We start from the raw sequence: 24534 nt of genomic DNA on the forward strand, positions 1-24534 counted from the left end.
GGGGGTGACATCGATGAAGTCAGTTCGTAAGTGGAGTGCGTTGCTCTCCCAGCGGGCCGGTGCTGTCCGGCCGGCGGGCCGGCACTTCAAGTGGGCGGCCTGATCCATTGGGTTAAGCCTGTGGAGGACGTTTCGCGTCCTCCACAGGCGCTCGATAGCGAGGTATGCGATGCATCGATGGAGTGTTGAGCGCTTTCGGGTGGACCAGCAGATCTTGGCCGATCTCTCGGATCGCTTTCTTGGGACCGATCGAGGGGCGGCGTCGACCGATGACGACCGTGCCAAGATGCGGCGGCTCATCGGCGAGCTCCGCCATCCCCGGGCGGTCGAGGAGCTCTGCGCGGTGGCGGCGACCCACCCGAGTGCGCTGGTCAGGCGGTCCGTCCTGGAAGGTGTCGAGCCGTTCCTCGCGACGCATCCCGCCGCCCGTGAGCTGCTCGTCTGGCTGCTCGGCGATGACGAGGACTTCGTGGTGTTCACCGCCGCGAAGATGGCCAGCCGGAACCGGATCGGTGAGGCCTACGAGGAGCTGGAGCACATCACCGGCCCGGCGAACACCGCGCTGTTCCACAGCACCAAGCCCGTGGGCATCGGCGCGGCGGTCGTGGCCACGGCGATGGGCCGGATCCTCGGCGCGGACGACCGCGCGGAGCGGATGGAGTGCGAGCGCGTGTACGCCGAGACTGGCAGGCTGCCGGCGGAGGCGGCGCTCGGTGAGCACTGGGACTACGAACCGGAGCACCTGCCGAAGCCGGCTCCCGAGGGCATGGTGCTCGTTCCCGGGTCGTCCTTCGTCACCGGCGTCGGCATGGAGGACGTCGTCCATCCGATCTACGAGGTGGACGACGCGGTGCCCCGGCGGACCCGCCACCTCCCCGACTTCCTCATTGACCGGTATCCGGTGACCAACCGGGAGTACGACGCGTGGGCCGGCGGTGACGCCGCCCGCGAGCACGTCCTCTGCCACCCCGACGAGCCCGAGGGCAAGGACCATCGGCGCGGGCTGGCGAGCGACCCCAGATTCGGTCCCGACCACCCCGCGGTGGGCGTCGACTGGTTCGACGCGTACGCCTACCTGGCCCATCACGGCAAGCGCCTCCCGACCGAACTGGAGTGGGAGAAGGCCGCCCGCGGCGAGAACGGCGCCCACTACCCGTGGGGCCGGGAGTTCGACCCCGCCGCGCTGCGCTGGTTCGGCGCCGTCTTCGGCGAGCCGGCGAGCCTGGAGCACTGGCGGGACACGCTCTGCACGTTCGACGACACGACCCCCGCCGTGACGACCGTCCCGGTCGGCTCGTACCCGAAGAACGTCAGTGCCTACGGCGTCGCCGACCTGGTCGGCAACTGCTGGGAGTGGACCGACACCAACTTCTACACCCGCGACAGGATGAGGCCGATGACCTCGGGCCGCCCCCGTCCGGAGTGGGCGACGGCCGAGGAGTCCTTCGCCGTCATCCGGGGCGGCGCGTGGACCTCCATGGCGGAGGAGCTGACGGCGTACTTCCGCGGCAAGGATTTGCTGACCGACCGGCACAACGAGATCGGATTCCGAGGAGTGATCCGGTGAGTTCTCCCCAGCGCGTCGCCCGATTCCGTTTCACCGGCACGGTCGGCGCGGACGAGCGGGCCTTCTACGAGCGGCACGGCTTCCTGATCTACCGGAACGTCTTCGGCGAGCAGGACATCCAGGTGATCAAAGAGGACGCCGAGCGGCTCGAGCGCGACACCCTCCAGGGAAAGATCCCGGCCGAGCACCGGGACGTCGTCCTGGAACCCTCTTACGACGAGGACGGCAAGCCGAGCCTGCACCGGCTGCCGTACTTCACCCTGTACAGCCCGAGGACCCGGGACCTGGTGGAGCGTCGCGGCCTCGACGCGCTGGGGCCGGGCCTGCTGGGCAGGCCCGCCTGGCGGTTCGAGGACGTCATCGACGGGTCCGTCTGGCAGATGAAGCGGGCGAAACGGACCTCGTACAACGCGCTGGACTGGCACCTGGACTTTCCGCACGACCACCCCGTCGCCCCGCTGGTGAACGTCGGGATCTACCTCGACGCGGCCACCACGCGGAACGGATGCCTCGTCGTCGTGCCCGGCTCACACCGCTTCCCGCCGCGGCGGCTGGACCCCCTGGGACTGCCGCTCGTCGTCGAGCCGGGAGACGTCATCTGCCACACCAACAACATCCTCCACCACTCGGGCCGGGTGCTGGACGACACCTGCCGGGCCACCCTCTACCTGTACTACGCGGCGGGTGAGCGGCCCGCGGCCGGCACCACCTACACCCACACGGCGGGCGAGCAGTTCGCGACGCTGTTCACGGACGCGTCCCCCGAGAGCGAAGAGGCCCTGCGATGACCGTCTCCGCCATCCCGATCGAGGTCCTGCGCCTGTCCTACTGGGCCGGGGGAACGGCCGAGGAACGGGAGACCCTGCTCGGCGGCTACCTCGGCCGCCTGGAACGGCTGACCGATCCAGAGCTGCTCGGCGAGAGCCTCCTCGCGGGCCTGATGCACGCCGATCCCGCGGTGCGGCGGCGGGCCCTCGCCGCGACCGCCGCGCTGAGCCCCGGCCTGGCGCCCGACGCGGCCGGCTGGGCGCTCGCCGACCCCGACGAGACCGTGCGGACGGCGGCTCTCGGGCCGGCGGCCGGCGCGCCGGCCCTGCGGGCCCTGCTCGCCTCGCTCGGGCGCACGCCAGAGACGATCGCCGCGGGCACCGCCGACTGCGCGACCGCCGCCGACGCCGCCGCGCTGCGCGCCGCCCGGGCACTCCTGGCCGACGCCGACCTGACCGGGCAGGTCCTGGCCGACCTGCCGGTGCCGCTGTCCGCCGACCGGATGCCGAACCGGCTCAGCCTGTCCGGGATGCGGCACGTCCCCGCCGGGCGGCTCCGCCGGGGCCCGCGCCCGGACCAGCCGCGGACCTGGGGCGACCCGGCCGAGCCGTCGGTGAACGAGACCTCGGTGGAGGGCTTCTACCTGGACGCCCACCCGGTGACCAACGCCGACTACGACGCGTTCACCGCCGACGTGACCGAACACGGCCACCTGTGGTGCCACCCCGACGAGCCCAGGGACACCGACCACACCCGGGCCACCGTGGACGACCCGCGCTGCGGCGCCGACCACCCGGTCACCGGGGTCAGCTGGTACGACGCGTTCGCCTACGCCGCCTGGTGCGGCAAGCGGCTGCCCACCGAGGACGAGTGGGAGCGGGCCGCGCGCGGAGACGACCACCGCCGTCACCCGTGGGGTGAGGAGTTCCGCCCGGAACTGGCGCGGGGCCTTCACTCGGTGAGCACGCCGGACGGCCACGGCGCCGACCTCGACCGGGAGACCTGGCTCCGGGTCCTCGGCGAGACGCGCGTCGACGCGCTGCCCGCCCTCACCGGTCCGGTCGGGAGCGTCGCGGGCGACGAGTCCCCGTTCGGCGTACGGGACCTGTGCGGCAACGTCTGGGAGTGGACCGCCACCCGGTACCTCGACGGCATGCCGTTCACGCCGCGCTTCGGCACCATGGATCCGGGGGAGCTGTGGGGGGAATGGTCGGCCGAGGTCGCCATCCGCGGCGGCGCGTGGAGCTCACCCGCGGCCCTGCTGACCGCCGTCGGCCGAGCCGGTAAGCTCCTCGTGACCAGGAGCCCGGAGATCGGGTTCCGCTGCGCGGTGAGTGAGGCGGAGGCCACCAGCCGATGACGTTGCGCGGGCGGGGCCGAGGTCTTCGCCGGCTGATGCCCGAGGGCTACGCCCGGTGCCTGGCCGACCGGGACTTCCGCCGGATGCAGCCCGGCTTCCTGATCTCCTTCATCGGCGACGGGATGAGCCTGCTGGGCGTCGCCTGGCTGGCCATCCGGCTCGCCGCGCCCGCCGACCGGGCCACCGTGACCGGCCTCGCCGTCGCGGCCTACTCGCTGCCGGGGGCGATCGGGTCGATCGCGCTGCGGCGCTGGCTGAGCTCCCGCGACGCCCGGAGCCTCATCCTCCTGGACTCGGTGCTGCGCGGGGCCGTGTTCACGCTGATCCCGGTGCTGCACTGGGCGGGGCTGCTGGACGCCACCACCTACGTCGTCCTGCTCGCGGTGTCCTCGCTGCTGCACGCCTGGGGCATCGCCGGGCGGCAGGCCTTCGTCGCCGAGTGCCTCCCGCCGGAGAGCCGCCTGGCGGGCAACTCGATGGTCGCCGGTCAGGAGCAGTTCTCCTACATCGCGGGCCCGCCGCTCGCGGGCGCCGTGGCCTCCGTGCTCGGCCCCGGCGCCGTGCTGCTCTGCGACGCGGTCAGCTACGCCTACCTGGCGCTGACGGTCGTGCGCGTACGGGTACGGAGCACGGTAGGCCGCCGGCCGCCGATTCCGCTGCGCCGGACGGTGCGGACCTTCGCCCACCGCCCCGCGCTGGTGGGCCTGCTGGCCCTCAGCTACCTGTTCTACCTGCTCTACGGGCCGGTCGAGGTGGCGGTCCCGGTGTTCGTGGCCGACCACCTGGGCGGGGACCCGACGATGCTCGGCTGGATCTGGGGCGCGTTCGGCGCCGGGGCGGTGACCGGCGCGGTGATCACCGGAGCGCTGCGCCGCCTGCCGCTGTGGCCGGCCACGCTCGCCATCGTGGCCGGCTGGGGCCTGGCGATGCTGCCCCTGGCGATCTTCGGCACCCTCGCCGCGGGCATCGCGGGGTTCGCCCTCGGCGGGCTGATCTACGCCCCGTACGGCCCGCTGTCGGTGACCCTCCTGCAGCGGGAGGCGCCCCCGGACGAACTGGTGAGCCTGAGCGCGTTCCGCAGCGCCATCCTGGTCTCGGCGACCCCGCTCGGCGCGGCGCTGGGCGGGCGCCTGGTGACCGGGCTCGGCTCGGGGGGAACGCTGCTGCTGTCCGGCCTCTCGACGGTCGGGCTCGCCGTCCTCGGCGCGGCCTGCGTCCTGTCGGCGCGGCTCCGCGGCGAGGCCCGGAGCCGGAGCGGAGCTCAGTCCCTGTCGCGCGGGAGCGCGTAGACGAGGCTGACGGCCCGCCGGGAGGTCTGCGCGGTGTTGGGCGCCGACCGGTGCACGAGCCGGCCGTCGAACACCACCGCCGAGCCGGGGGCCAGCGGCACCCGCACGGGCGTGGTGCCCGCCGGCAGCGCGGCCGCGTCGATGTGCGGCTCGACCGGGCGTTCCAGCCGCGGCCCGCCGCCGGTACGCTCCTCGTCGCCGACATGGGGGAGGAGCCCGCCGCGGTGCGAGCCGGGGTAGAACTCCAGGCAGCCGTTCTCCCTCGTCGCGGAATCGATCGCCATCCATACGGTGACGACGTTGCCGTGCCGGTCGGTGAACCCGTCGGGGGCGAAGGCCATGTCCTGGTGCCACGGCTTCTCCGACCCCAGCCGCGCCGGTTTCGCCCAGAGGAACGCGTTGATGAGCTCCACCGGCGTTCCCACCGCGGGCTCCACGTGCTTGCCCGGCAGGCCGAGGTCCGCGGCGATCCCGAGAAGCTCGGGCCGGTGGACGTGGACCCGGCTGACCGACCGCAGCGTGCCGGGTACCGCGGCGGTTCCCTGTTGCCAGGCCACCCAGCCACCGACCCCCTCGGCCTCCAGCACGAAGTCGTCGGTGGATCGCGTCATCCCGGCGGCCATCGCCTCGAGGCCGGCGATGACGGCCCGGAGCCGGTCGAGTTCGGCCTCGCCCGCCAGCCCTTCAAGGATGACGTAGCCGTCGGTCCGCAGTTCGTCGATCGGGTTCATGCTCTCCCTCCGGGGAAGACCGAGGCGATCCGCTCCGCGGCCCGCTCGATGTCGGTGTCGGAGTGCTCACGGTGCACCACCAGCCGTACGAGGTCGGCGGTGATGGGCAGGCCCAGGACGCCGGCGCCGGCCAGCCGTTCGAGAGCCTCCTCGGCGGGCACGCCAGGGACCTGGAACAACGCCATGTTCGTCGGCCGGGGAATGGCGGACGTCTCGACGCCCGCGGATCCGGCCAGCGCGGCCCGCAGCGCGGCGGCCCGGCGGTGGTCCTCGGCGAGCTCGGGGAGACGGTCCAGCGCGACCAGGCCGGCGGCCGCCAGCACTCCGGCCTGATGAAGGGTCCCGCCGATCATCCGGCGGAAGTAGCGCGCCTCCTCGATCAGCTCGACCGGGCCGCACAGCAGGGATCCGGCCGGTGCGCCCAGCCCCTTGCAGAGCGAGAACGACACGGTGTCGGCGACGGCGGCCAGTTCCGCGGGCCGGCGGCCGAGGGCGACCGCGGCGTTGGCCAGGCGGGCGCCGTCGAGGTGGACCGCGGTTCCGGCGCGGCGGGCCGGTGCGGCCTGCCGGTGCGAGGACGCCTCGTCGAGGGCGTTCCCGCCGTACCGGTTGCTGGTGTTCTCCAGCCAGAGCAGCGCCGGACGGGGACCATCGGCCAGCGCGGCGGTCACGGCGTCCCCGTCGAGCTCGCCGTGGGGGTCCGGCACGGCCTGGACCCGTGCGCGGGCGAGCACCCGCGCGCCGTCGTTCTCGTAGTGGAGCAGGTGCGACTGCGCGCCGGCCACGACCGTCCCGCCGCCGGGGCCGATGCCGGCGAGGACCGCGAGCAGGTTGCTCATGGTCCCGCCGGCGGTGAAGAGCGCGGCCTTGGTGCCGAGCAGCCCGACGACGCGTTCCTCCAGTTCGAGGACGGTCGGATCGTCGCCGAAGCTGTCATCGCCGACCTCCGCTCGTGCCATCGCGGCGCGCATCCGGGGGTCCGGCGTCGTCCTCGTGTCGCTGCGCAGGTCGATGACGTCCACACCGCCCTCCTAGCCGTGCGCCAGGAAGACGGCCCGGGTCGCGGTGTACTGCTCCCGGGCGTGCACGCCGAGCTCCCTGCCGTAGCCGGACAGGCCGATGCCGCCCACGCTGATGTGCTCTTCCGTGTCGCCGTAGGTGTTGATCCACACCATTCCGGCGCGGAGGTTACGGGCGGCGCGGTGCGCCTGGTGCAGGTCGCGGGTCCATAGGGACGCGGCGAGGCCGAACCGCGTGGCGGCGGCGAGCCGGAGCGCGTCGTCCGCCGAAGCGGCCTCGATGACCGGGAGCACCGGCCCGAAGACCTCTTCGCGAGCGATCGGCATGTCCGGGTGGATTCCGTCCAGGACGAGGGGAGCGACGTAGTAGCCGCCGCCGGACGGCTCGGCGCCGCGTGGTTCGACGACGCGTGCGCCGGCGGCGAGGGCCTGGTCGACCTGCCGCGTCCAGTGGTCTCGCGCCTCGGCGCTGACCAGTGGACCCAGCTCGGTGGCGGGGTCGAAGGCCGGGCCGATTCGCCGGGCCGCCGCGGCCCGGGCGACCTGCCGGGTGAACGCCTCGCGCACCGGGCTCTCCACGATGAGCCGTCCGGCGGCGACGCACATCTGCCCGGTGTTGCCGGTGAACCCCTCGACCAGCGCCGCCGCGGCCGCGTCCAGGTCCGCGTCGGCGAGCACCACGAACGGGCTCACCCCGCCGAGCTCCAGGGAGACCGGCTTGATCCCCTCGGCGCACAGGGCCGCGACGTCGCGGCCCGCGGCGGTCGACCCGGTGAAGGAGACCGCCGCGATGTCGGGGTGGCGGCACAGGAGCCGGCCCGTCTCCGGCCCGCCCGTCACGACGGCCAGGACGCCCGGCGGCAGGCCGGCGTCGTGTGCCAGCTCCGCGAAGCGCAGCGCGGACAGCGGTGTCTCCTCCGCGGGTTTCAGGACGGCGGTGTTGCCGTACGCCAGCGCCGCCGCGACCTTCCAGACCGACAGGAGCAGTGGATAGTTCGACGGCGCGATCGCCGCGCACACGCCGAGCGGGGTCCGGTCGGTGTAGGCGAGCGTTCCCCCGGCCGACGGGTTGAGCTCGCCGGTGGGGCGCAACGGGGCGCCGGCGAAGTACCGCAGGGTGCGGACGGCGAAGACCATCTCGCCGCGGGCCTGGGCGAGCGGCTTGCCGGCGTTAAGCGCCTCCAGCTCCGTGAGCTCGCCGATGGCCCGTTCGACCTGGTCCGCGAGCGCGAGCAGGACGTCTTGCCGGTCCCGCGGGTGGCTCCCGGCCCAGGCGGGGAACGCCCGCACCGCCTCCGCGACGGCGGTGGCGACCTCCTCGCCGGACGCCTCGGCGAACTCGGCGATCGGCGTGCCGTACGACGGGTCGTACAGCACGCGGGACGGTCCCCGCGCCTTCTCGATCCGGCCGCGTACGGCCACGCCGCCGAGCCGGTCCAGCAGGCCGGGACGCGGTGTCATCTGCGTTCTCACCTCCGGGTGGAGCGGGTGGGATGGCCTTCGCCTGAAGGCCGTCAGGACATCGCTTCGGTGAGCGCGCCGAGGAACCACGCGCGGTCCAGGCCGACGCCGGTGCTGCTGAGCAGGGTCGCCTCGACGCCGCCGTGGGCGTAGACGGCCTGGAAGGGGCCGTACCGCTCGTCGATCCAGCCGAGCTGGACGTCGACGCCGCCCACGCGAACGGTGCCGCGCTCGCCGGGCTGGTCCTCGGGCTCGGCGGGGATCCGCAGACTCCCCCGTCCGCGTTCCTGGACGATCACGCGCAGCTCGCGGCCCCGGTCCGGGCGGCCCGAGTAGACGGCCTCGACGTCCTCGCGGCCCTGGTCGTCGACGAACCGGGCCGCGCTGTCCAGGTCCAGCCCGCCGAGCGTCGCCGGCAGGCCGAGGCCGGTGATGAGCCGTTCCGCCGCCGCGCCGGTCGACCACCGGCTCTCGTGCGAGCGACGGCGGCGGAAGGTCCACAGTCCCACCGGGACGTTGACGGCGGCCGCGTCCGCACGGCGCGCCCAGTAGCTCAGCGCCGCGAACGGCGTCGCGGCGAACTCCGCGGCGACCGCGGGATCGGCCGGCCGCAGCGCCCGGTACACGCCGAGGATCTCTTCCTCGGAGAAGGTCCCCGACAGGACGGACAGCTCCACCGTCGTACGGTCGATCCGGGCCGACGCGGCGGCGTTCTTCAGGTAGTCGGTGCCGAACCACACGACGTGGCGGTCGTCGACCGGGGCGGCGTGGGCCCGGCTCTCCCAGAGGCAGGGGTGGTCGAGGGCGGGAAAGGCCCAGTCGTACAGGAACTCCTTGACGCGGAGCCGGCGGCCGTCTCCGGCGATCTCGAACCGGTAGGCGGCGGGGTTGTTGTCGCTCCACGGGGTGTGACCTGACAGATGGTCCTCGAGCCGGCCCGGCGGGGCCTCCTTGCGGAGCGTGCCCGTCAGCAGCTCGCAGCCGGCGGGCACCCGGTCGGGGGTCCACACGACGAAGTTGCACCACTCCTGGGCCTGCTCCGGCGGCACCGCCGGGGGCCTGGCCGGGAGCTCCGCCGCGTCAGCGAGGGTCCGATGCTTCCACACGCCCTTGACCTCCTTGTCGATGGGAAGAGACTCGAATCGGGGCCGTGCCGGCCGGCCGCGCGCGGAGCCCGTCGAGCCAGACACGGGCCGAGAACAGGAACATCAGCTCACCGATGCCCAGCTCGCCGAGCAGGGTTTCGTCCAGCCGCAGATCGTAGGGCAGACCGGTGTCGCGGACCAGCGCGACGAGCCGGTCGCGGAAGGCCGGGTCGCCCGGTGACGGGAACCCCTTCTTCGGCCGGTTCAGGACACCGTCCGGCAGGAGGTGCCGCACCGCCTGCTTGAGGAAGGGCTTGACCGGCCCGGGCCCCTTCCGGTTCTTCACGTGCTCGGGCATGCCGAACGCGATCCCGGCGAGCGTGACGTCCTGGAAGGCCGGCCGGTCCTCCAGGGAGAACGCCGACGAGCAGGCGTCGACCATCTCGTTGACGTAGACGAGGAACCGGCGCATGAGGTGGTGACGGCCGCGCTTGTGGGGATCGAGCGTCTCCAGGTCGCGGTACGGGGCGAGGGTGCGCTCCCACACCAGGTCGGTGATGTCCCGTTCCGCCACGCCGAGCTGCACGGCCAGGGCGTCGAGCATGCGGTGCCAGCCGGGCCGTTCGTCCCGGTACAGGCGGGTGCGCAGGTAGTACTCGCCGTGGGTGTCGATCGGACGGGCCGGATCGGCGATCGGGAAGTAGCGGCCCTCCTGGTACCCCCACAGCTCGTCGGAGCCGTGCCCGGAGAACACCACGGTCCGGCGGTCCGCGGCGATGCGCTCGTACGTGCGGAACAGCGCGAGCTCGGCGCCGTGCAAGAACGGGCGCTGCAGATGCGGCGCGAGCCGCGCGCCGAGCGCGGCGACGTCGTCGACCCGGATGTCGCACAGGACCGGTTCGCGGCCACCGCGGCGTGCCACTTCGACCGCGTACGGCACGTCCTCGTTCTGGCCCTCGTCGGCGCCCTCGTACCGGACGACGTACGGCGCCACGTCGCAGTCGAGGCGGCGCAGGGCTCCGAAGACCGCCGAGGAGTCGACCCCGCCGCTCACCACGGCGGCCATCGGGACGTCGGACGGCCGGCGTATCGCCACCGCGTCGTGGAACGCCGCCCGCAGGACCTCCGGCGCGACCGGCTCCTCCCCGGCCGTGGGCGCCCAGTAGCGCCGCCGCCGCACCGAGGCGTCGCGTGGATCCACCACGAGGATGTGCGCGGGCTCCAGCGAGTTCACGCCGGCGATCCACGTCCCGTCGTCGACCGCGTCCATCCGGACGTACGCCCGGTGCAGGAACGTGAGCGGCTCGACGGCGGCCGCCAGCAGACCGGAGGCCAGCAGCGCGCCGATCTCCGAGGCGAACAGGAGCCCGCCGTCGGCCCGCGCCCAGACCAGGGGCTTGACGCCGAAGTGGTCACGGGCCAGCACGACCCGGCCGGTGCGGAGGTCGTGCCACGCCGCCGCGAACATGCCGTCGAGACCGGGCAGCGCGGCCTCGGACCGCTCGTACACGACCCGCAGGAACTCCTCGGTGTCGCAGCCGCCGCGCAGCGGCCACGCCCGTGCGCCCGCGGGGTTCCGGTCGCGGTACAGCTCCCCGTTGTAGACGAGCGTGACCCGGCCGTCCGGGCTGTGCATGGGCTGGCCCCCGGCGTCGCTGAGGTCGCGCACGGCCAGCCGGGTGGCGCCGAGCATGACCCGGCCGTCGGCCGAGACGTGGACGCCGTCGCCGTCCGGGCCGCGATGCCGCAGCGCCGCGGTCATCCGAGCGCCGAGCGCGGCGAGCCGGTCGCGATCGCGCGGCCCGTCGAGGCTGACGAAACCCGCTATCCCGCACATGACCCGCCCCAGTGCCGCCCGAGCACGGTCAGGGACCGCGCGAAGCGGTGCTCGATCCCGTGATGACCGCCGCCGTGCTCCTCGAACGTGTGCGGCACCCCGGCGTCGGTCAGCGCCGCGTCCAGGGCCCGCACTCCCCAGCGCATCCCGTACTCGTCGCGGCTCCCCACGTCGAGGAAGAAGCAGCCGAGCTCCCGGAGCGCGGGCGCCAGCCGGGTGGTGGCGCGCACCGGGTCGTGGGACAGCCAGGCCCGCCACACGTCGTCGCGGAACCGGCCGGTGTCCGGGTCGCAGATGAAGGCGGCGGCGGGGTCGGACACGCCCTCGGGGGCGTAGCAGACGCCCATGGCGACCAGGCTCATCGCGACCATGTACGGGGCGTCGAAGGGGCCCTCGTAACCGGGCCCGGTCAGCGCGCGGATCCCGCCGCGCTCCCGCAGCGTATCCAGGACGCGGGGCAGCAGCGACAGGTAGCAGTGCTCGAAGCCCGCGTCGGGCGTGTGCGCGATGACGTGCCCGAACACCCCTGGCCGCAGGGCCGCGGCCATGATCGCTCCATAGCCGCCGCTCGACTTGCCCATCACCGCGCGGCCCCGGGCCGCGCGCACGGTGGGGAACCGCTCGTCGACCGCCGGCACGACCTCGTCGACCAGGTACCGCTGGTACGGCCCGCACATCGGCGCGTCGAGGTACTGCGACCCGCCGTACCGAGTCGTGCAGTCCGGCAGCACGACGTACGACGGCTGCAGGCGTCCCGCGTCGACCAGGCGGCCGACGATGCCGGGGAGCCCGTCGCCGAGCACGTGGTCGGCGAGGAGGCCGCGCCCGCGCGAGCCGTACCCGCTGAGGAGGTACACGACGGGCATCGGGCGCTCCGGCGGCTCCCGCGGGCCGAGCACGAGGATCTCGCGGCGGTGCGGATCGCCGAGGGGATTGCCGGCGAGCAGCGTGCTCTCGTGCTCGATCGTGACGACGGTGTAGCCGCCCGGTCGGCGCACGTCCGCCGTCATCGGCCGCTCCGTTCCAGCGCGGCGTTCACATGCCGGACGTACCACCGCGGGTCGTGGAAGACGGCCGATAGCACCGCGCCGTTGCTCGCCCACAGCCCGTACGAGCTGCCGAACAGCAGTTCGGCGTCGAAGAGCGCCTGCAGCGTGGAGCCGGCGATCCGGGTGTAGCCCTCACCGGCGCCGGTCTCCCCGTCGAACGGCAGGACCCGGCCGCCGGCGAAGTCGAGCACGAAGTGCCGGGTGGCGCCGGCGTCCTCGGTGACGCTCAGGACGTGCCCGTCGCCGTCGTCCACCGCGCGGTACCACAGCTCGGTGCCGACGAGATGGTCCATGAGCCGTCCCACCAACTCCGCGGTGGGTTCCCGCTGCGCGCCGACGCGGTCGTGTTCGGGGGAGAAGGCCGGGATCTTCGCGTCCGGGTCGAGCGTCACCTCCGCGAAGACGGAGGCGAAGTCGTACTCGGGGCCGGAGAGGGCGGCCTGCCCGCCCGCGACCTCCAGCGTCTGCCCGGGCCCCCACAGGGCGCCGGGCCGCCCGGTCTCCGTCAGCCGTTCGAGCGCCTGCCAGGGGGTGAACGGGAAGATCGCCTGGTTGCACCAGGAGAACTCGCCGTTCTCCCCGCCGACGCGCCAGCCGAACGAGGACGGGATGGTCAGCCGCGCGCCGACGGTCTCGACCCAGCGGTCGAAGTTGGCGCGTGCCCGCGCGCGCACCTCCTCGACCCCGCTCAGCGGGCGGCGCTCGGTGAGCACTCCCGGCGGCGCGATGCTGTGCGCCGGGATGAGGGCGACGTCGACGTCCGGGGCGTCCGGACCGGTGAGCCACGCCTGGGTGTCGGGATGCAGCACGGCGTCGCCGCACAGCATCACCGTGGCGTCGGGGCCCTCCAGGAGGAGGGGCATCTCGGGGAAGGGCACGCGGGAGACCGACGTGCGCAGCCGCGTGCCGCCGAGCTGCACGGTGTCGCCCGGCTGGACGGCCGTCGAGCGGGTGAACCCGAGTCGGCGCAGCGTCCAGCCGATCGCCTGGTGGCCGAGGCCGGAGGCGGTCGGCCGCGGCCGGCCCGGACGCCGGGGCCAGACGCAGTGGGTCTCGGCGGCGCGCGCGGGCACCTCGTCGAAGTCCACCTCGGGGTCCTCCGACAGCAGCCGGAGGCTCGGGAAGTGGTGGTGGTCGAAGTGGTGGTGGCTGAACACGATGTGGTCGACGCCGTCGTCCAGGACGTCGAGCAGCCCGTCGGGCATGGCGGGCAGGCGCTCCCAGAAGCGGTCGAGCCGCTGGGTCAGCCAGGGGTCGATCAGGATCCGCTCGGATCCCGTCTCGACCAGCACCGCGGCGTGGCCGAACGTGGTGAGTCGCATCCGGTCAGCTCTCCGCCGGGTAGACGCAGCGGAACCCGATCTCGTTGTGCTTGTCGGTCAGCAGGTCCTTGCCGCGGTAGTACGTCGTCAGGCAGACCGGCGGGGAGGTCCAGGTGCCGCCGCGCAGGACGTAGAACGCCTCCCGGCGGTTCATGAACTCGACCGGGCGCAGGTGCCGGAAGAACGGGTCCAGGTCCGCGCGGGTGAAGAAGTTGGTGCGGGTCATCTCCCAGACGTTGCCCGCCATGTGAAGGAGGCCGTACGGGCTCGCGCCCTCCGGGAGGCTGTCCGCCGGCAGCACCGGACGCTTCGGCACGTCCGTCGCCGTGACCTTGACGAGGAGGCTCTCGAGGTCCGCCAGGTCGTGGACCTCGGCCTCGAAGGCCCGCTCGACGTAGTTGGCGCGCGCGGGGTCCCAGTCGTTGCCCCAGGGGAAGACCCGCCCGTCGGTGCCCCGGGCGGCCTTCTCCCACTCGGCCTCGCTGGGCAGGCGGCCGCCCGCCCACTTGGCGAACGCCCAGGCGTCGTACCAGTCGATGCCGACGACCGGCATGCCGGGCGCGTTGAAGCGGGGATCGTGCCAGTGGACGGGCCGGTGGTCGCGGTGCTCCGGCTGGTCGGGATGGTCGAAGTCGGTGCTGTCGCCGATGTCCTGCAGGAAGCGGGCGTACCGCTCGTTCGTGACCGCGGTCCGGTCGATGAGGAAGGCGGGCAGCTCGGCCGCGCGCAGCGGGTTGTCGGTGTCGTTCATCTGGAAGGGGCCGATCTCGCGCACGGTCGCTCCCGCGATGAACGGCCCGGCCGGCACGAGGACGACGTCGTCGCCGGCGCGCGGGCGGACCTCGGCCGCCCTGCGGAGGACCTCGCCGAAGTGCTCGTTCTCCAGCGCGCGCAGCTCGTCGGGGTCCTCGCTGCCGAAGATGGAGATCAGGGCCCGTTTGGTGAAGGCGGCGCCGCAGCCGACCGGCTTGCGGGCGTACCCCGGCTTGGTGAAGTTGCTCGGCCAGCCGGAGATCCGGATGAGGTCGCGTGCCGCGAGAGCGACGCGCTGCTCGCCGCAGACCCGGATCGCGGTGAAGGCGACCCAGTCGACCTCGTCGTGGGTGGCGGCCGCGATGGCCTCCTGCGCCGCCGGCCGGTCGGCGAACCGATCGCCGAGGATCCGCACGCACGCGGCGCGCACCGGCCACTCCGGGTGCCGCCGGGACAGGTCGCGAAGCCGATCGAGGTCGGCGGAACGGTCCAGCTCGGCTGTGATCCGCTCGATGCCGCGCCAGTACGCCTCGTCACTGCTGCCGTCGACCGCCAGTGCGCCGACGTCACCGCCGGAGAGGTCCTCCGCTGGCTCCATGCGCCGTATTTCCTTCCGTGGGGTGGGGCCGGCCGGTGGGCGGTGTCACCCGCGGCACGGTGGCCGCGGATGACACCGTGGGAGTCAGCGGAGGTTCACCACTTGGTGACCTCCTCGTCCTCGCGCGTCTCCAGGAACTGAGCGTCCGTCATGTCTTCCACCTCCTTTCCGTCGCGTCGTGACTTAGGACGACCGTCTGGTGAATTCCGGCGAGCCGGCTGCACCGTGGAATGGACGCCCTGGGCACACTGGGACTGATCGGCCCGTGGATTATCGTCGCCTGTCGAATGGCTGGCAATCACAGAGGAACGCTGCTCGATCAAGGAGTCTGTCGGCCTCATGCTGCGCGATGGGAATCGATCGCTTCGAGTGAGCCTCCGGCGAGGGAATCGAGCAATGTCAGCACCCAACGTTCCGACACGCTAAGAGGTAAGATGTCCCGTGTCAACGAACCGAAATCTCGTTCGCTCCGCAATAACGGCCGTCCTTAACTCGAAAGAGAGAGGAAGATGCAGGTATGTCGGGATTCAGGGTCGTCGCGGGGAACATGGCTGGTAGTGCCTACAGGGCTCGTGGTGGCCGATTCCGGACGTACGCGCCTCCGCCGCGGCTGCCCTGGGGGCGTCACCGGGGGCGACGGCCGAGCCACGGCGCGGCCGTGACCAGCACCGTGACCGCGATGACCGCTAGGACGGCCACGAGCGGGCCCGCCAGGTCGGCCAGCAGGCCGACGACCAGGATCGACACGATGACGCCGGCCGGCAGCAGCGTCGCCCGGAGCGTCACCACGACCGGAACCTCCTCCGGCCGGGCCTGGGCCAGCAGCCGGTTGTTGTAGGCCACGTAGGCGACCTCGAAGAGGACGAGGAAGATCAGGTACCCGGCCAGCGTGGGCCCCACCCGGGCGATCGCGATCGCGGCGGCCAGGGGTGCCATCGGCGCGATCGCCCAGACCTCCGCCGGCATCCGTGTGAGACGCCGCTGGGCTGACAGGGCGGCGAAGGACCCGGCGAAGATGGCGACGGCCGACAGTGCGACGAACACGCCGACCAGCGAGGTCCCGCCGCCGAGCACGTCGCGGGGGACGACGTTGACGGCCACCGTGTGGAACCCCTGCCAGAACGCCACGAGCAGGAACAGTGCGAACAGGCGCCGCAGAGCCGGATCCTCCAGCCGCAGACGGCGTGGCCGTCCAGACGCCGCCCCCTCCTCGCCCGCGCCGGGCGGCCCGGCCTTCGGCAGCGTGCCGGCGAGCAGCAGCGAGCCGGCCAGCGTCAGCGCGTTTAGGGCGAAGAACGCGTGCGGGCCCAGCGCCCCGCTGAGCGGGCCGGCGGCGGCCGCCCCGGCACTCGTGCCGGCGAGTTTGCCGATCTCGGCGAAGGTGTTCGCGCGGTTCAGCCGGCGCGCGTCGACGAGCCGGCGCAGCAGGACGGACGTCGCCGAGCGGGTCATCGCCTCGAAGAAGCCGCGGACCAGCACCACGGACACCGCGACGACGACCAGTGCGGTCCCTGAGACCGGCAGCGCGGCGAGCGACGCGGTGAGAACGAGGCTGGTGGCCTCGGCGATCCGCACGAGACGCCCGGGGTCGCGCTCGCCCAGGATGCGGTTGAGGAATGGCGCCAGGATCAGGGCGGGCAGCCAGGGCGCGCTCAGCACCGCCCCCGCGAGCAGGCCCGAGCCGGTGGCGTCGCTCACCGCGGTGGACAGCCTCAGCAGAACGAAAAAGCTGCCCAGCGTATTGACGAAAAGCACCGCAGGTACGGTATATAGCACCCATACCGACATTCGGTCACGTGCTGACGAACGGCTGCCCGCTACGTCCAAGAGATGGCGCCTTACTTTGGCCAGATGTGTGAAGACCATGACTTTGTTAATGTCTACCTGCTTCTCGGGCGCCGCGTCTAGCTATCACGGGAGGGCGAGGGTGTGGCATCAGCGCTTCGTTTGGGCCTGCTCGTAATCATCGGATCACTGGTCGCCTGCAGTACGAATTCGGGTAGCTCGAAATCGGCGGGCGGGGGCGTCCGTATCGTGCATCAAGGTCGATTGACCGTCTGCGCGCAGCTTCCCTACAAACCCTTCGAGTACGCGGAGAACGGCAAGGTCGTCGGTTTCGACGTCGCGATGCTCGACCTCGCCGCCCGACGGCTCGGCGTGACGGTCCAGGTGATCGACACGCCGTTCGAAACGATCAAGACCGGTGCGGAGCTCAACGCCGGCCGCTGCGACGTCGGCGCCGGGGGCATGACCATCACCGACGAGCGGAAGAAGTACATCGACTTCTCCGAGCCCTACTTCGAGGCGACGCAGACGCTCCTCGCCGGGCCGTCGGTCAAGGCCGCGACCCTCGACCAGATCAAGGCGGCGAAGCTGCGCGTCGGTTCGCTGGCCTCCACGACCGGCGAGGAGTACCTCACCGGGCACGGTTTCGACCCCAAGTCCTACGACCTGGCCGACGCCCTGCTCAACGGCCTGCGCATCGGCGACGTCGACGTGATCATCATGGACAGCCCCGTGGTGGCCGGCTGGCTCAAGGACCCGAAGAACTCCGGCTTCCACATCGTGGCCGACCTGCGGACCGGCGAACAGTACGGCTTCGCCTTCCGCAAGGGACACAGCGCCGCGCTCATCCAGGCGGTGAACACCGCCATCCGCCAGGCCAGGGCCGATGGCACCTACGTCCGCACCTACGAGCGCTGGATCGGGCCGTACCGGAGCGCGCGGTGACCGATCCGGCACTGCCCCGCAGGGGCTGGGTGCGCCTCCGCCCGAGCCGGCGGCTCGGGCGCCACGCCGTGCACGGCGTGATCCTCGCCGGACTGCTGACGTTCCTGTCCCAGGCGGACTGGGCGCAGCTGGGCCGGCAGTTCGCCCAGCCCGACCTCGCGCGCTCGCTCTTCCCGCAGATCCTCACGGTCGCGCTCGTCAACACGCTCGTCTACACGCTGAGCGGTTTCGCCTGCGGCCTGTCCCTGGGCATCGTGCTGGCCGTCATGCGGCTGTCGCGGATCCGTGTGTACCGCGCGATCGCCCTGGTCTACATCGAGATCCTCCGCGGCCTGCCGGCCCTGCTCATCTTCATCTTCGTCGGGGTCGGCGTCCCGCTGGCCTTCCCGGGCGTGCGGATCCCCGGCGGGACCTACGGCAAGGTGGCCCTGGCGCTCGGCATGATCTCCGCGGCCTACGTCGCCGAGACCGTGCGCGCCGGGATCCAGGCGGTGCCCCGCGGCCAGGTGGACGCCGCCATGTCCATCGGCATGACCCACGCCGCCGCCATGCGATGGATCATCCTCCCCGAGGCGATCCGGATGATGATCCCCCCGCTGACCAACGAGTTCGTGCTCTTGTTCAAGGACTCGTCTCTCGTGCTGTTCCTCGGCGTCGTCCTCAGCGAACGAGAGCTGGCCAAGTTCGGCCGCGACCTGGCCGCGACCTCGGCGAACACCACGCCGATCGTGGTCGCCGGGCTCTGCTACCTGATCATCACCCTGCCACTCGGCCATCTGGCGCGGCGGCTCGAGAAGCGACTGCACAAGGAGAGATGAATGAGCGGTCAGCCCCATGTCGTCCTCGTCGACACCTACGCGCCGACCCGTCTGCTGGCGCCGCGGTTCCGCGCCCTGGGATACCGGTGCGTGCGGGTGCAGAGCACGCCGGAGCCTCCGCCCGTGTACGCCTCCGAGCCGGTCGACCTCGGTGACTACGCCGCCTCCGTCGTCCATGACGGCGACGTCGACAGGACGCTGGCGGCGGTCGCCGCCTTCGACCCGGTCGCCGTCGTCCCGGGCGGCGAGGTGGGGGTGGAGTTCAGCGACCTGCTGAGCGAGCGCCTCGGCACGCCGACCAACGGCACCGCGCTCAGCGCCGCGCGGCGGGACAAGTTCCTGATGGTCGAGACCATCAAGCGGGCAGGGCTTCGCGGCGCGCGCCAGCTCCGCGTCACGGACGCGGCCGAGCTCGCGGACTGGCACCGCGAGCTCGGCGGGCGTGTGGTGATCAAGCCGCTGCGCAGCGCCGGCGGGGACGGCGTCTCGTTCTGCGACACCCCCGAGGAGTCGGTGCGGGCCTACCGGGCCCTCCTCGGGTCCCGGGACGTCTTCGCCGGGCGCAACGAGAGCGTGGTCGCGCAGGAGTACCTCTCCGGCACGGAGTACATGGTGAACACTGTCAGCAGGGACGGCCGGCACCACGTCTGCGACGTCTGGAAGACCACGCGGATCAACGCCAACGGGATCACCGATCTGTGCGACGCGCTCTGCCTGATCGCCTCCGACGAAAAGGTCGTGCCCGCCCTCACCGAGTACGCCGGCCGGGTCCTCGACGCGCTCGGCGTGCGCCACGGCCCGGCGCACGTGGAGGTCAGGATGACCCCGGACGGCCCGTGCCTGGTGGAGGTGGGCGCGCGCATGGCGGGCGGCGACATCCCCTACTACGCCTCACTCGGCATCGGCGAGTCACAGATCGAGTGGACCGCGGACGCGTACGTCCGGCCGGACCGGTTCCACGCCCGGTGCGGGGAGCCCTACCGGGTCCGCCGGTTCTGCGCCATGGTGGCGATGGTGTCGCCGTACGAGGGGACGCTGCGGGAGTACTGCGGCGCGGAGACGATCCGGCGGCTTGAGAGCTTCCACGACATCGACTTCCTCGTGAAACCGCGCGGGCGCCTGCGGCGCACGGTCGACGATCTCACGTACCCGGTCGTCGTCACGCTCATGAGTCCCTCGGAGGAGGCGGTGCTGCGCGACATCGGCACCATCCGCTACCTGGACGGCCTGGGCTTCTACGACGTCGAGCGGGAGCCGGCGGGGGTGGCCCGGACCTCCGGCTGCTCCCGGTGAGCGACCGCGGCGGTTGATTCCCGGACGAGACGGGCCCATGGGGGCCGGTGATGGTCGTCACCGGCCCCCATGGCGTTCCGGGCGGTCGGGTCTATCCGCCGCTCGCGACGGCGAAGACGTGCATCGCGACGTTGTCGTACGCGCCGGGCACGGACGAGAAGGGGACTCCCACGCTGGCCGCCGTCTCGTCGCCGCCCTTGCGGCCGGTGACCCCGCCCACCTTGACGTTGATGGTCGCGACGCCGGAGCCGACCACCTTGACGTGCCCGGTGTCGTCGACGGTGGCGAGGTGCGGGTCGCTACTGCCGTAGTGGACCTTCGCGTGGGCGAGGTCGACGAAGGACTGGTCGTTGTTGACGGCCTCGACGACGTCGTCGGCGGTCACCGCCAGGTTCCGCTGCTCTTGCCGTGATCGGTGTCGTCCTTGATCCACCGGTTCTTGCCGGTCAGGTCGATGGTGTCACCGACCTTGTACTGGACGGCCTCGGGCTGCACGGTGACGTACCGGACCTCCGGGGTGATCCGCCCGGTGACCTTCACCGACGGCGCGGCGACGATGTCGGCGGAGTCGGGTCCGACCTCGAACCGGTAGGTCCCGTTCGCTACGACCGCATCGCCTGGGCGTCCCAGAGCGCCAGGTCGGCGACGTTCACGGTGAGGGAGACGCGCTCGGTCTCGCCGGGCTTCAGGACCGCGGTCTTCTGGAAGCCGACGAGCCGCTTCCTGGGCAGCTCGACGCCGGGGACGGTGAAGGGGGTGGCGGCGTAGAGCTGGGCGACCGTGGCGCCGGCGGCGTCGCCGGTGTTGGTGACGTCGAACCGGACGGTGACCTTGCCGTCCGCGCTCACCGTCGCGGTGTTCGCCCGGATGTGGGAGTAGTCGAAGGTGGTGTAGCTCTGGCCGTAACCGAACGGGTAGGTGGGCGTGCCGGTGAAGTACTGGTACGTACGGCCGATCCCGCCGGTGCCTCCCGGGGCGATGTCGTAGTCGGACATGTCCGGGAGCTGCGCGTCGTTCCTGTACCAGGTGAAGTTGAGGTGCCCGGTCGCCCGGCCCGGTCACTGGCCCTGCGCGCGTCCGCGGTCTACGCCCTCGGGGCCGACATCGGCCATCAGCATGTGCGGGTGGCGCTGTGCGAGCTGAGCGGCACCCCCGTCTGGAACGACGGTGTGGCCACGGACGTCGACCACGCGCCGGGAGAGACGCTCGACCTGGCCGCCGAGTTGATCCGCCGGGCTCTGGACGAGAAGGGGATCGACCGGTCCCGCGTCCTCGGCCTCGGCATCGACATCGCCGCGCCGGTTCGAGAGCCCGGTGGCGTTCTGGAGGCCCACGGGATCATGCCCGGCTGGATCGGTGTGCAGCCCGGCGCCGAACTCGAGCGGCGCACCGGCCTGACCACGTGGCTGGCCAATGACGCCGACGCGGGGGCCCTCGCCGAGCGCAACTACGGCGCCGGCCGCAACGTCGACGACATGATCTACGTACGTCTCTCCGGCGGGATCGGAGCCGGGATCATCGCCAACGGCCGCCATCTGCACGGAAGCGGTGGCCTCGCCGGGGAGATCGGCCACATCCGGTCACAGGCGGACGGGCGCGTGTGCCGCTGCGGGAACCGCGGCTGCCTGGAGACCGTCGCGGGCCCGGACGCCATCACCCGGCTCCTGACCGACAGCTGGGGCTACCCGGTCACCGTCTCCGACCTGGTCGCCCTCGTCCAGGCGGGTGACCGGGGCGCCATCCGGGCCCTGGAGGACGCCGCCGAGGAGATCGGCCGGGTGCTCGCGGACGCTCCGCGCTTGCTCGCGACCACCCTCGTCCGCTGAGGCGGTGGCATCTCCGAGATCCGCTCGGCGCCCCGCGCCGGCGGCCGGCGGGCTCGCGGGGCGCGCGAGTGCGCCCCGGCGTGCCCGTCCAGGTCGGTCATGAACTAGTTTGATCGGCAGACGCGGGTGGTCCCGGCGCGGCGGCAGGCCGTACCGGGGTGGCGCGTTCGAGTGGGTTTCCGGACAGTCGCGGATGGTGTGAGGTTGGGTGCAGTGGTCAGAGGACGTGTGGTCAAGTTCGACGAAGTGCGCGGATACGGGTTCGTGGCGCCGGACGACGGCGGCGAGGACGTCTTCGTCCACGCGAACGACCTTCTCGTGGACAAGCGTGCCTTCACTCCGGGTACGAGCGTCGAGTTCGAGTTGAAGGACGGCGACCGTGGCCGCAAGGGCTACGACGTGCGGATCGTCGCCGCACCGGAGGGGGCCGGGGCGCCGGTGCGCAGCGGCTCCACGGGACGACCGGGCGAAGCGGGCCGTGATGTGGAGGGCACCTGCGAGGTGCTGTCCGTCGCGGAGCTCCGCAACGAGCTCACCGAGTCGTTCATCCAGGCGGCTCCCGACCTGACGGCCGCGCAGATCGTACGACTCCGTGACGGGGTCATCGCGCTGGCCGCCGGGTACGGCTGGATCGAGGACTGAGGCCTGCCGCAAGGCCTCGCCGTCTCATCGCGCGGTGCCGGCGCGGCGACTCGCCGCGCCGGCACCGCGTCGCCGCCGGTCGGCGGCCGGACTCAGCTCGCCTCCCGGCGTCCGGTGACGGCTGCGTCTCCGGCAATCGGACGCAAAAAACGAGCAGCGACGTGGCTATAGGCGACAACTGAACGAAGGTACGCTTCCGGGGATCTTGTGAAGGGGACCACGGCGGTCTAGTGTCACCTCACCCGAACGGTGTCCCTCCGCCGGCTCGACCGTCTCCTCCGCCCCTCCGAGAGAAGCGAGCTTCCGATGTCACGGAGCGTCCCAGGCCCTGTCCTCCGGCGGTACGGCCGGCCGCCCCGGTCGGTCGCGGCGATGGCCGCGGTGGTGACCGCCGCCACCGTCGGGTTCGGCGGCGCGCTCGGCGGCACGGCCGTCGCCGGCGCGGGTGACGCCTCCGGCCCCATCGTGACGCGCGCCGCCCTCGACCCGTCCCTCGTCGCGGGGAGGGGCGCCGACGTCGACTTCGCCGAACAGGAGGCGGAGAACGCCCGCACCGACGGAACGGTCATCGGCCCGGACCGCACGCCTTACACCCTGCCCTCGGAGGCATCCGGCCGTACGGCGGTCAAGCTGACGCCGGGGCGGCACGTCGAGTTCACGCTGCCGAGCCGGGCGAACGCCATCACCGTCCGCTACAGCATCCCGGACGCGCCGGCGGGCGGCGGCATCACCGCGCCGCTCGACGTCACGGTGAACGGCGCGCACCGGAAGGTCATGACGCTGACCTCGCGGTACGCCTGGCTGTACAACCAATATCCGTTCTCCAACGACCCGAACGCCGATCTCCTCCACCCCGACTGGTGGATCACCGAGTGCTCCTGCGTGCCCGGCGAGACGACACCGGCCCCGACGATCACCAAGCCGTTCCGTCCCACCCACTTCTACGACGAGCAGCGGCTCCTGCTCGGCCGCACGTACCGCGCGGGCGACAAGGTGCGGCTGACGGTCCCCGCCGGGAGCAACGCGGCGTGGACGGTCATCGACCTGCTGGACTCCCAGCTCGTCGGCGCGCCGCGCGTCGTGCCCGCCGCGGCCAACGTGCTGGCGTTCGGCGCCGACCCCGGCGGCCGGCGTGACTCGGCCGGCGCGTTCGACAAGGCCATCGCCTTCGCCAGGCGCGCGCGGGTCGAGGTCTACGTGCCACCGGGCACCTACCAGGTGAACCGTCACATCGTCGTCGACGACGTGACGATCGAGGGCGCGGGCGGCTGGTACACGATCATCAAGGGGCACGAGGTCACCCTCGGCACCCCGGCCACCGACGGCTCGGTGCACACCGGCGTCGGCTTCTACGGCAAGGACGCCTCCGCGGGCGGCAGCCACCACGTCCACCTGTCCGGCTTCGCGATCGAGGGCGACGTCCGCGAGCGCGTCGACACCGACCAGGTGAACGGCGTCGGCGGGGCCCTGAGCGACTCGACGATCGACGGCCTGTACGTTCACCACACCAAGGTGGGCATGTGGTTCGACGGGCCCATGACGAACCTGCGGATCACGAACAACGTCATCGCCGACCAGATCGCCGACGGCCTCAACTTCCACACCGGCGTCACGGACTCCGTCGTGTCGAACGACTTCCTGCGCAACACCGGCGACGACGGCCTCGCCATGTGGTCGGAGAGGACCGCCGACGCCCGGAACACGTTCGAGCACAACACGGTGCAGACGCCGGTCCTCGCGAACGGCGTCGCCGTGTACGGTGGCGCCGACAACACCGTGTCGGGCAACCTCATCGCCGACCCGATCCGTGAGGGCAGCGCCATCCACGCCGGGTCGCGCTTCGGCGCCGAGGCGTTCACCGGGCACCTGGCGATCACCGACAACACCACCGTCCGCTCCGGCCCGTACGACCTGAACTGGAAGATCGGCCTCGGCGCCATCTGGTTCTACGCGCTCGAGAAGAACATCGACGCGGACGTCCAGGTGGCCGGGGACCACTTCCTCGACAACACCTACAACGCCATCATGTTCGTCAGCGACTGGCCCGTCAGGGACCTGTACTCGATCACGAACGTCCACTTCAAAGACCTGCGGATCGACGGCACGGGCACCTCGGTGGTCAGCGCACGCACCGCCGGATCCGCGTCGTTCCAGAACGTCGCCGCCCGTAACGTCGGCGCGGTCGGCGTGAACAACTGCGGGTCGTTCCACTTCCCGGCCACCGGCTCGGAGTTCACGCTGACGGATCTCTGCGGCAACTCCGGCGGCGGCACGACCGGGCCCTGGCTCGCCCCGTGGGAGCTGCCGAACACCATCACCTGCGACGACCATCCGCCGGTCGTCGCGCCGCCGGCTCCATCGTCCTGGTGACCCTCGGCGTACCGTG

The 24534-nt window shown here is 72.3% G+C and carries 22 protein-coding genes; 10 read left to right on the top strand and 12 right to left on the bottom strand.

Translation table 11 applies throughout. The features are described 5' to 3' along the window. The first annotated feature begins 286 nt into the window (after positions 1-286). The 4 genes from NE235_RS00295 to NE235_RS00310 are packed head-to-tail and all read left to right on the top strand — an operon-like array spanning position 287 to position 4984. A complete protein-coding gene (locus tag NE235_RS00295) occupies positions 287-1567 on the top strand; it encodes an SUMF1/EgtB/PvdO family nonheme iron enzyme (RefSeq protein WP_252798586.1) in 1281 nt (426 codons plus the stop codon). Then, entirely contained in the window at positions 1564-2355 is a 792-nt protein-coding gene (locus tag NE235_RS00300; RefSeq protein ID WP_252798587.1) for a phytanoyl-CoA dioxygenase family protein, read from the top strand. Before NE235_RS00295 ends, NE235_RS00300 begins: the two co-directional genes overlap by 4 nt. Further along, positions 2352-3695, top strand: a complete 1344-nt coding sequence (locus tag NE235_RS00305) for a formylglycine-generating enzyme family protein (RefSeq protein WP_252798588.1) — start codon at positions 2352-2354, stop codon at positions 3693-3695. The genes NE235_RS00300 and NE235_RS00305 overlap by 4 nt, the downstream gene beginning before the upstream one ends. A gap of 35 nt (positions 3696-3730) precedes the next feature. Further along, entirely contained in the window at positions 3731-4984 is a 1254-nt protein-coding gene (locus tag NE235_RS00310) for an MFS transporter (protein ID WP_252798589.1), read from the top strand. Here the strand turns inward: NE235_RS00310 and NE235_RS00315 are convergent. The 9 genes from NE235_RS00315 to NE235_RS00355 all read right to left on the bottom strand — a co-directional run bounded on the left by NE235_RS00315 (position 4957) and on the right by NE235_RS00355 (position 16594). Then, positions 4957-5715: a phytanoyl-CoA dioxygenase family protein gene (locus NE235_RS00315; RefSeq protein WP_252798590.1), complete on the bottom strand. Its 759-nt coding sequence runs from the start codon at positions 5713-5715 to the stop codon at positions 4957-4959. The two genes, NE235_RS00310 and NE235_RS00315, sit on opposite strands and share 28 nt — an antisense overlap. Further along, positions 5712-6737 (bottom strand): threonine aldolase family protein, encoded by a 1026-nt coding sequence (locus tag NE235_RS00320; protein WP_252798591.1) that lies wholly within the window; start codon positions 6735-6737, stop codon positions 5712-5714. Before NE235_RS00320 ends, NE235_RS00315 begins: the two co-directional genes overlap by 4 nt. A gap of 9 nt (positions 6738-6746) precedes the next feature. Continuing rightward, positions 6747-8195, bottom strand: a complete 1449-nt coding sequence (locus tag NE235_RS00325) for an aldehyde dehydrogenase family protein (RefSeq protein ID WP_252798592.1) — start codon at positions 8193-8195, stop codon at positions 6747-6749. 53 nt (positions 8196-8248) lie between these two features. After that, complete coding sequence (locus tag NE235_RS00330; RefSeq protein WP_252798593.1) at positions 8249-9301, bottom strand: hypothetical protein; 1053 nt, start codon at positions 9299-9301, stop codon at positions 8249-8251. Beyond that, positions 9276-11117 carry an asparagine synthetase B family protein gene (locus NE235_RS00335; protein ID WP_252798594.1) on the bottom strand — a complete coding sequence of 614 codons (1842 nt, stop codon included), beginning with the start codon at positions 11115-11117 and terminating at the stop codon, positions 9276-9278. Before NE235_RS00335 ends, NE235_RS00330 begins: the two co-directional genes overlap by 26 nt. Then, positions 11105-12127 (bottom strand): alpha/beta hydrolase, encoded by a 1023-nt coding sequence (locus NE235_RS00340; RefSeq protein ID WP_252798595.1) that lies wholly within the window; start codon positions 12125-12127, stop codon positions 11105-11107. Before NE235_RS00340 ends, NE235_RS00335 begins: the two co-directional genes overlap by 13 nt. Further along, entirely contained in the window at positions 12124-13488 is a 1365-nt protein-coding gene (locus NE235_RS00345; RefSeq protein ID WP_252798596.1) for an MBL fold metallo-hydrolase, read from the bottom strand. The genes NE235_RS00340 and NE235_RS00345 overlap by 4 nt, the downstream gene beginning before the upstream one ends. Positions 13489-13492: 4 nt before the next feature. Then, positions 13493-14839 (bottom strand): formylglycine-generating enzyme family protein, encoded by a 1347-nt coding sequence (locus NE235_RS00350; RefSeq protein ID WP_252798597.1) that lies wholly within the window; start codon positions 14837-14839, stop codon positions 13493-13495. A gap of 624 nt (positions 14840-15463) precedes the next feature. Beyond that, the gene (locus NE235_RS00355; RefSeq protein ID WP_252798598.1) at positions 15464-16594 is read right to left on the bottom strand and encodes an MFS transporter; all 1131 of its coding nucleotides are present in this window, start codon (positions 16592-16594) and stop codon (positions 15464-15466) included. A gap of 294 nt (positions 16595-16888) precedes the next feature. Here NE235_RS00355 and NE235_RS00360 point away from each other — a divergent pair, with 294 nt between their 5' ends. From NE235_RS00360 to NE235_RS00370, 3 genes are read left to right on the top strand one after another with little or no spacing between them, the layout of a single operon-like run. Next, on the top strand, positions 16889-17569 hold the full coding sequence (locus tag NE235_RS00360) for an ABC transporter substrate-binding protein (protein WP_252798599.1): 681 nt from the start codon (positions 16889-16891) through the stop codon (positions 17567-17569). Beyond that, a complete protein-coding gene (locus NE235_RS00365) occupies positions 17566-18387 on the top strand; it encodes an amino acid ABC transporter permease (protein WP_252798600.1) in 822 nt (273 codons plus the stop codon). The genes NE235_RS00360 and NE235_RS00365 overlap by 4 nt, the downstream gene beginning before the upstream one ends. Further along, positions 18388-19680 carry an ATP-grasp domain-containing protein gene (locus NE235_RS00370; protein WP_252798601.1) on the top strand — a complete coding sequence of 431 codons (1293 nt, stop codon included), beginning with the start codon at positions 18388-18390 and terminating at the stop codon, positions 19678-19680. A 91-nt stretch (positions 19681-19771) separates the two neighbouring features. Here NE235_RS00370 and NE235_RS00375 read toward each other — a convergent pair whose 3' ends face one another. From NE235_RS00375 to NE235_RS00385, 3 genes are all read right to left on the bottom strand, one after another. Next, positions 19772-20065 (bottom strand): Ig-like domain-containing protein, encoded by a 294-nt coding sequence (locus tag NE235_RS00375; protein WP_252798602.1) that lies wholly within the window; start codon positions 20063-20065, stop codon positions 19772-19774. Then, positions 20062-20220 (bottom strand): hypothetical protein, encoded by a 159-nt coding sequence (locus NE235_RS00380; protein ID WP_252798603.1) that lies wholly within the window; start codon positions 20218-20220, stop codon positions 20062-20064. The genes NE235_RS00375 and NE235_RS00380 overlap by 4 nt, the downstream gene beginning before the upstream one ends. Positions 20221-20282: 62 nt before the next feature. Continuing rightward, positions 20283-20675 carry a fibronectin type III-like domain-contianing protein gene (locus tag NE235_RS00385; protein WP_252798604.1) on the bottom strand — a complete coding sequence of 131 codons (393 nt, stop codon included), beginning with the start codon at positions 20673-20675 and terminating at the stop codon, positions 20283-20285. 42 nt (positions 20676-20717) lie between these two features. Between NE235_RS00385 and NE235_RS00390 the strand changes: the two genes are divergently transcribed. The 3 genes from NE235_RS00390 to NE235_RS00400 all read left to right on the top strand — a co-directional run bounded on the left by NE235_RS00390 (position 20718) and on the right by NE235_RS00400 (position 24518). Further along, positions 20718-21506, top strand: a complete 789-nt coding sequence (locus NE235_RS00390; protein WP_252798605.1) for an ROK family protein — start codon at positions 20718-20720, stop codon at positions 21504-21506. A gap of 213 nt (positions 21507-21719) precedes the next feature. Next, positions 21720-22148, top strand: a complete 429-nt coding sequence (locus NE235_RS00395) for a cold-shock protein (RefSeq protein WP_252798606.1) — start codon at positions 21720-21722, stop codon at positions 22146-22148. 306 nt (positions 22149-22454) lie between these two features. Then, positions 22455-24518 carry a glycosyl hydrolase family 28-related protein gene (locus NE235_RS00400; protein ID WP_252798607.1) on the top strand — a complete coding sequence of 688 codons (2064 nt, stop codon included), beginning with the start codon at positions 22455-22457 and terminating at the stop codon, positions 24516-24518. Positions 24519-24534: the final 16 nt, after the last annotated feature.

The organism is Actinoallomurus spadix (genome assembly GCF_024055725.1).
Taxonomy (GTDB): Bacteria; Actinomycetota; Actinomycetes; order Streptosporangiales; family Streptosporangiaceae; genus Actinoallomurus; species Actinoallomurus spadix.

What these genes read in the sequence shown, in the direction of transcription:
- NE235_RS00340 (WP_252798595.1), bottom strand. Translation starts at nt 12,127, where the DNA reads ATGACGGCGGACGTGCGCCGACCGGGCGGCTACACCGTCGTCACGATC.
- NE235_RS00400 (WP_252798607.1), top strand. Translation starts at nt 22,455, where the DNA reads ATGTCACGGAGCGTCCCAGGCCCTGTCCTCCGGCGGTACGGCCGGCCG.
- NE235_RS00295 (WP_252798586.1), top strand. Translation starts at nt 287, where the DNA reads ATGCGGCGGCTCATCGGCGAGCTCCGCCATCCCCGGGCGGTCGAGGAG.
- NE235_RS00370 (WP_252798601.1), top strand. Translation starts at nt 18,388, where the DNA reads ATGAGCGGTCAGCCCCATGTCGTCCTCGTCGACACCTACGCGCCGACC.
- NE235_RS00385 (WP_252798604.1), bottom strand. Translation starts at nt 20,675, where the DNA reads ATGTCCGACTACGACATCGCCCCGGGAGGCACCGGCGGGATCGGCCGT.
- NE235_RS00350 (WP_252798597.1), bottom strand. Translation starts at nt 14,839, where the DNA reads ATGGAGCCAGCGGAGGACCTCTCCGGCGGTGACGTCGGCGCACTGGCG.
- NE235_RS00325 (WP_252798592.1), bottom strand. Translation starts at nt 8,195, where the DNA reads ATGACACCGCGTCCCGGCCTGCTGGACCGGCTCGGCGGCGTGGCCGTA.
- NE235_RS00305 (WP_252798588.1), top strand. Translation starts at nt 2,352, where the DNA reads ATGACCGTCTCCGCCATCCCGATCGAGGTCCTGCGCCTGTCCTACTGG.
- NE235_RS00335 (WP_252798594.1), bottom strand. Translation starts at nt 11,117, where the DNA reads ATGTGCGGGATAGCGGGTTTCGTCAGCCTCGACGGGCCGCGCGATCGC.
- NE235_RS00315 (WP_252798590.1), bottom strand. Translation starts at nt 5,715, where the DNA reads ATGAACCCGATCGACGAACTGCGGACCGACGGCTACGTCATCCTTGAA.
- NE235_RS00345 (WP_252798596.1), bottom strand. Translation starts at nt 13,488, where the DNA reads ATGCGACTCACCACGTTCGGCCACGCCGCGGTGCTGGTCGAGACGGGA.
- NE235_RS00310 (WP_252798589.1), top strand. Translation starts at nt 3,731, where the DNA reads ATGCCCGAGGGCTACGCCCGGTGCCTGGCCGACCGGGACTTCCGCCGG.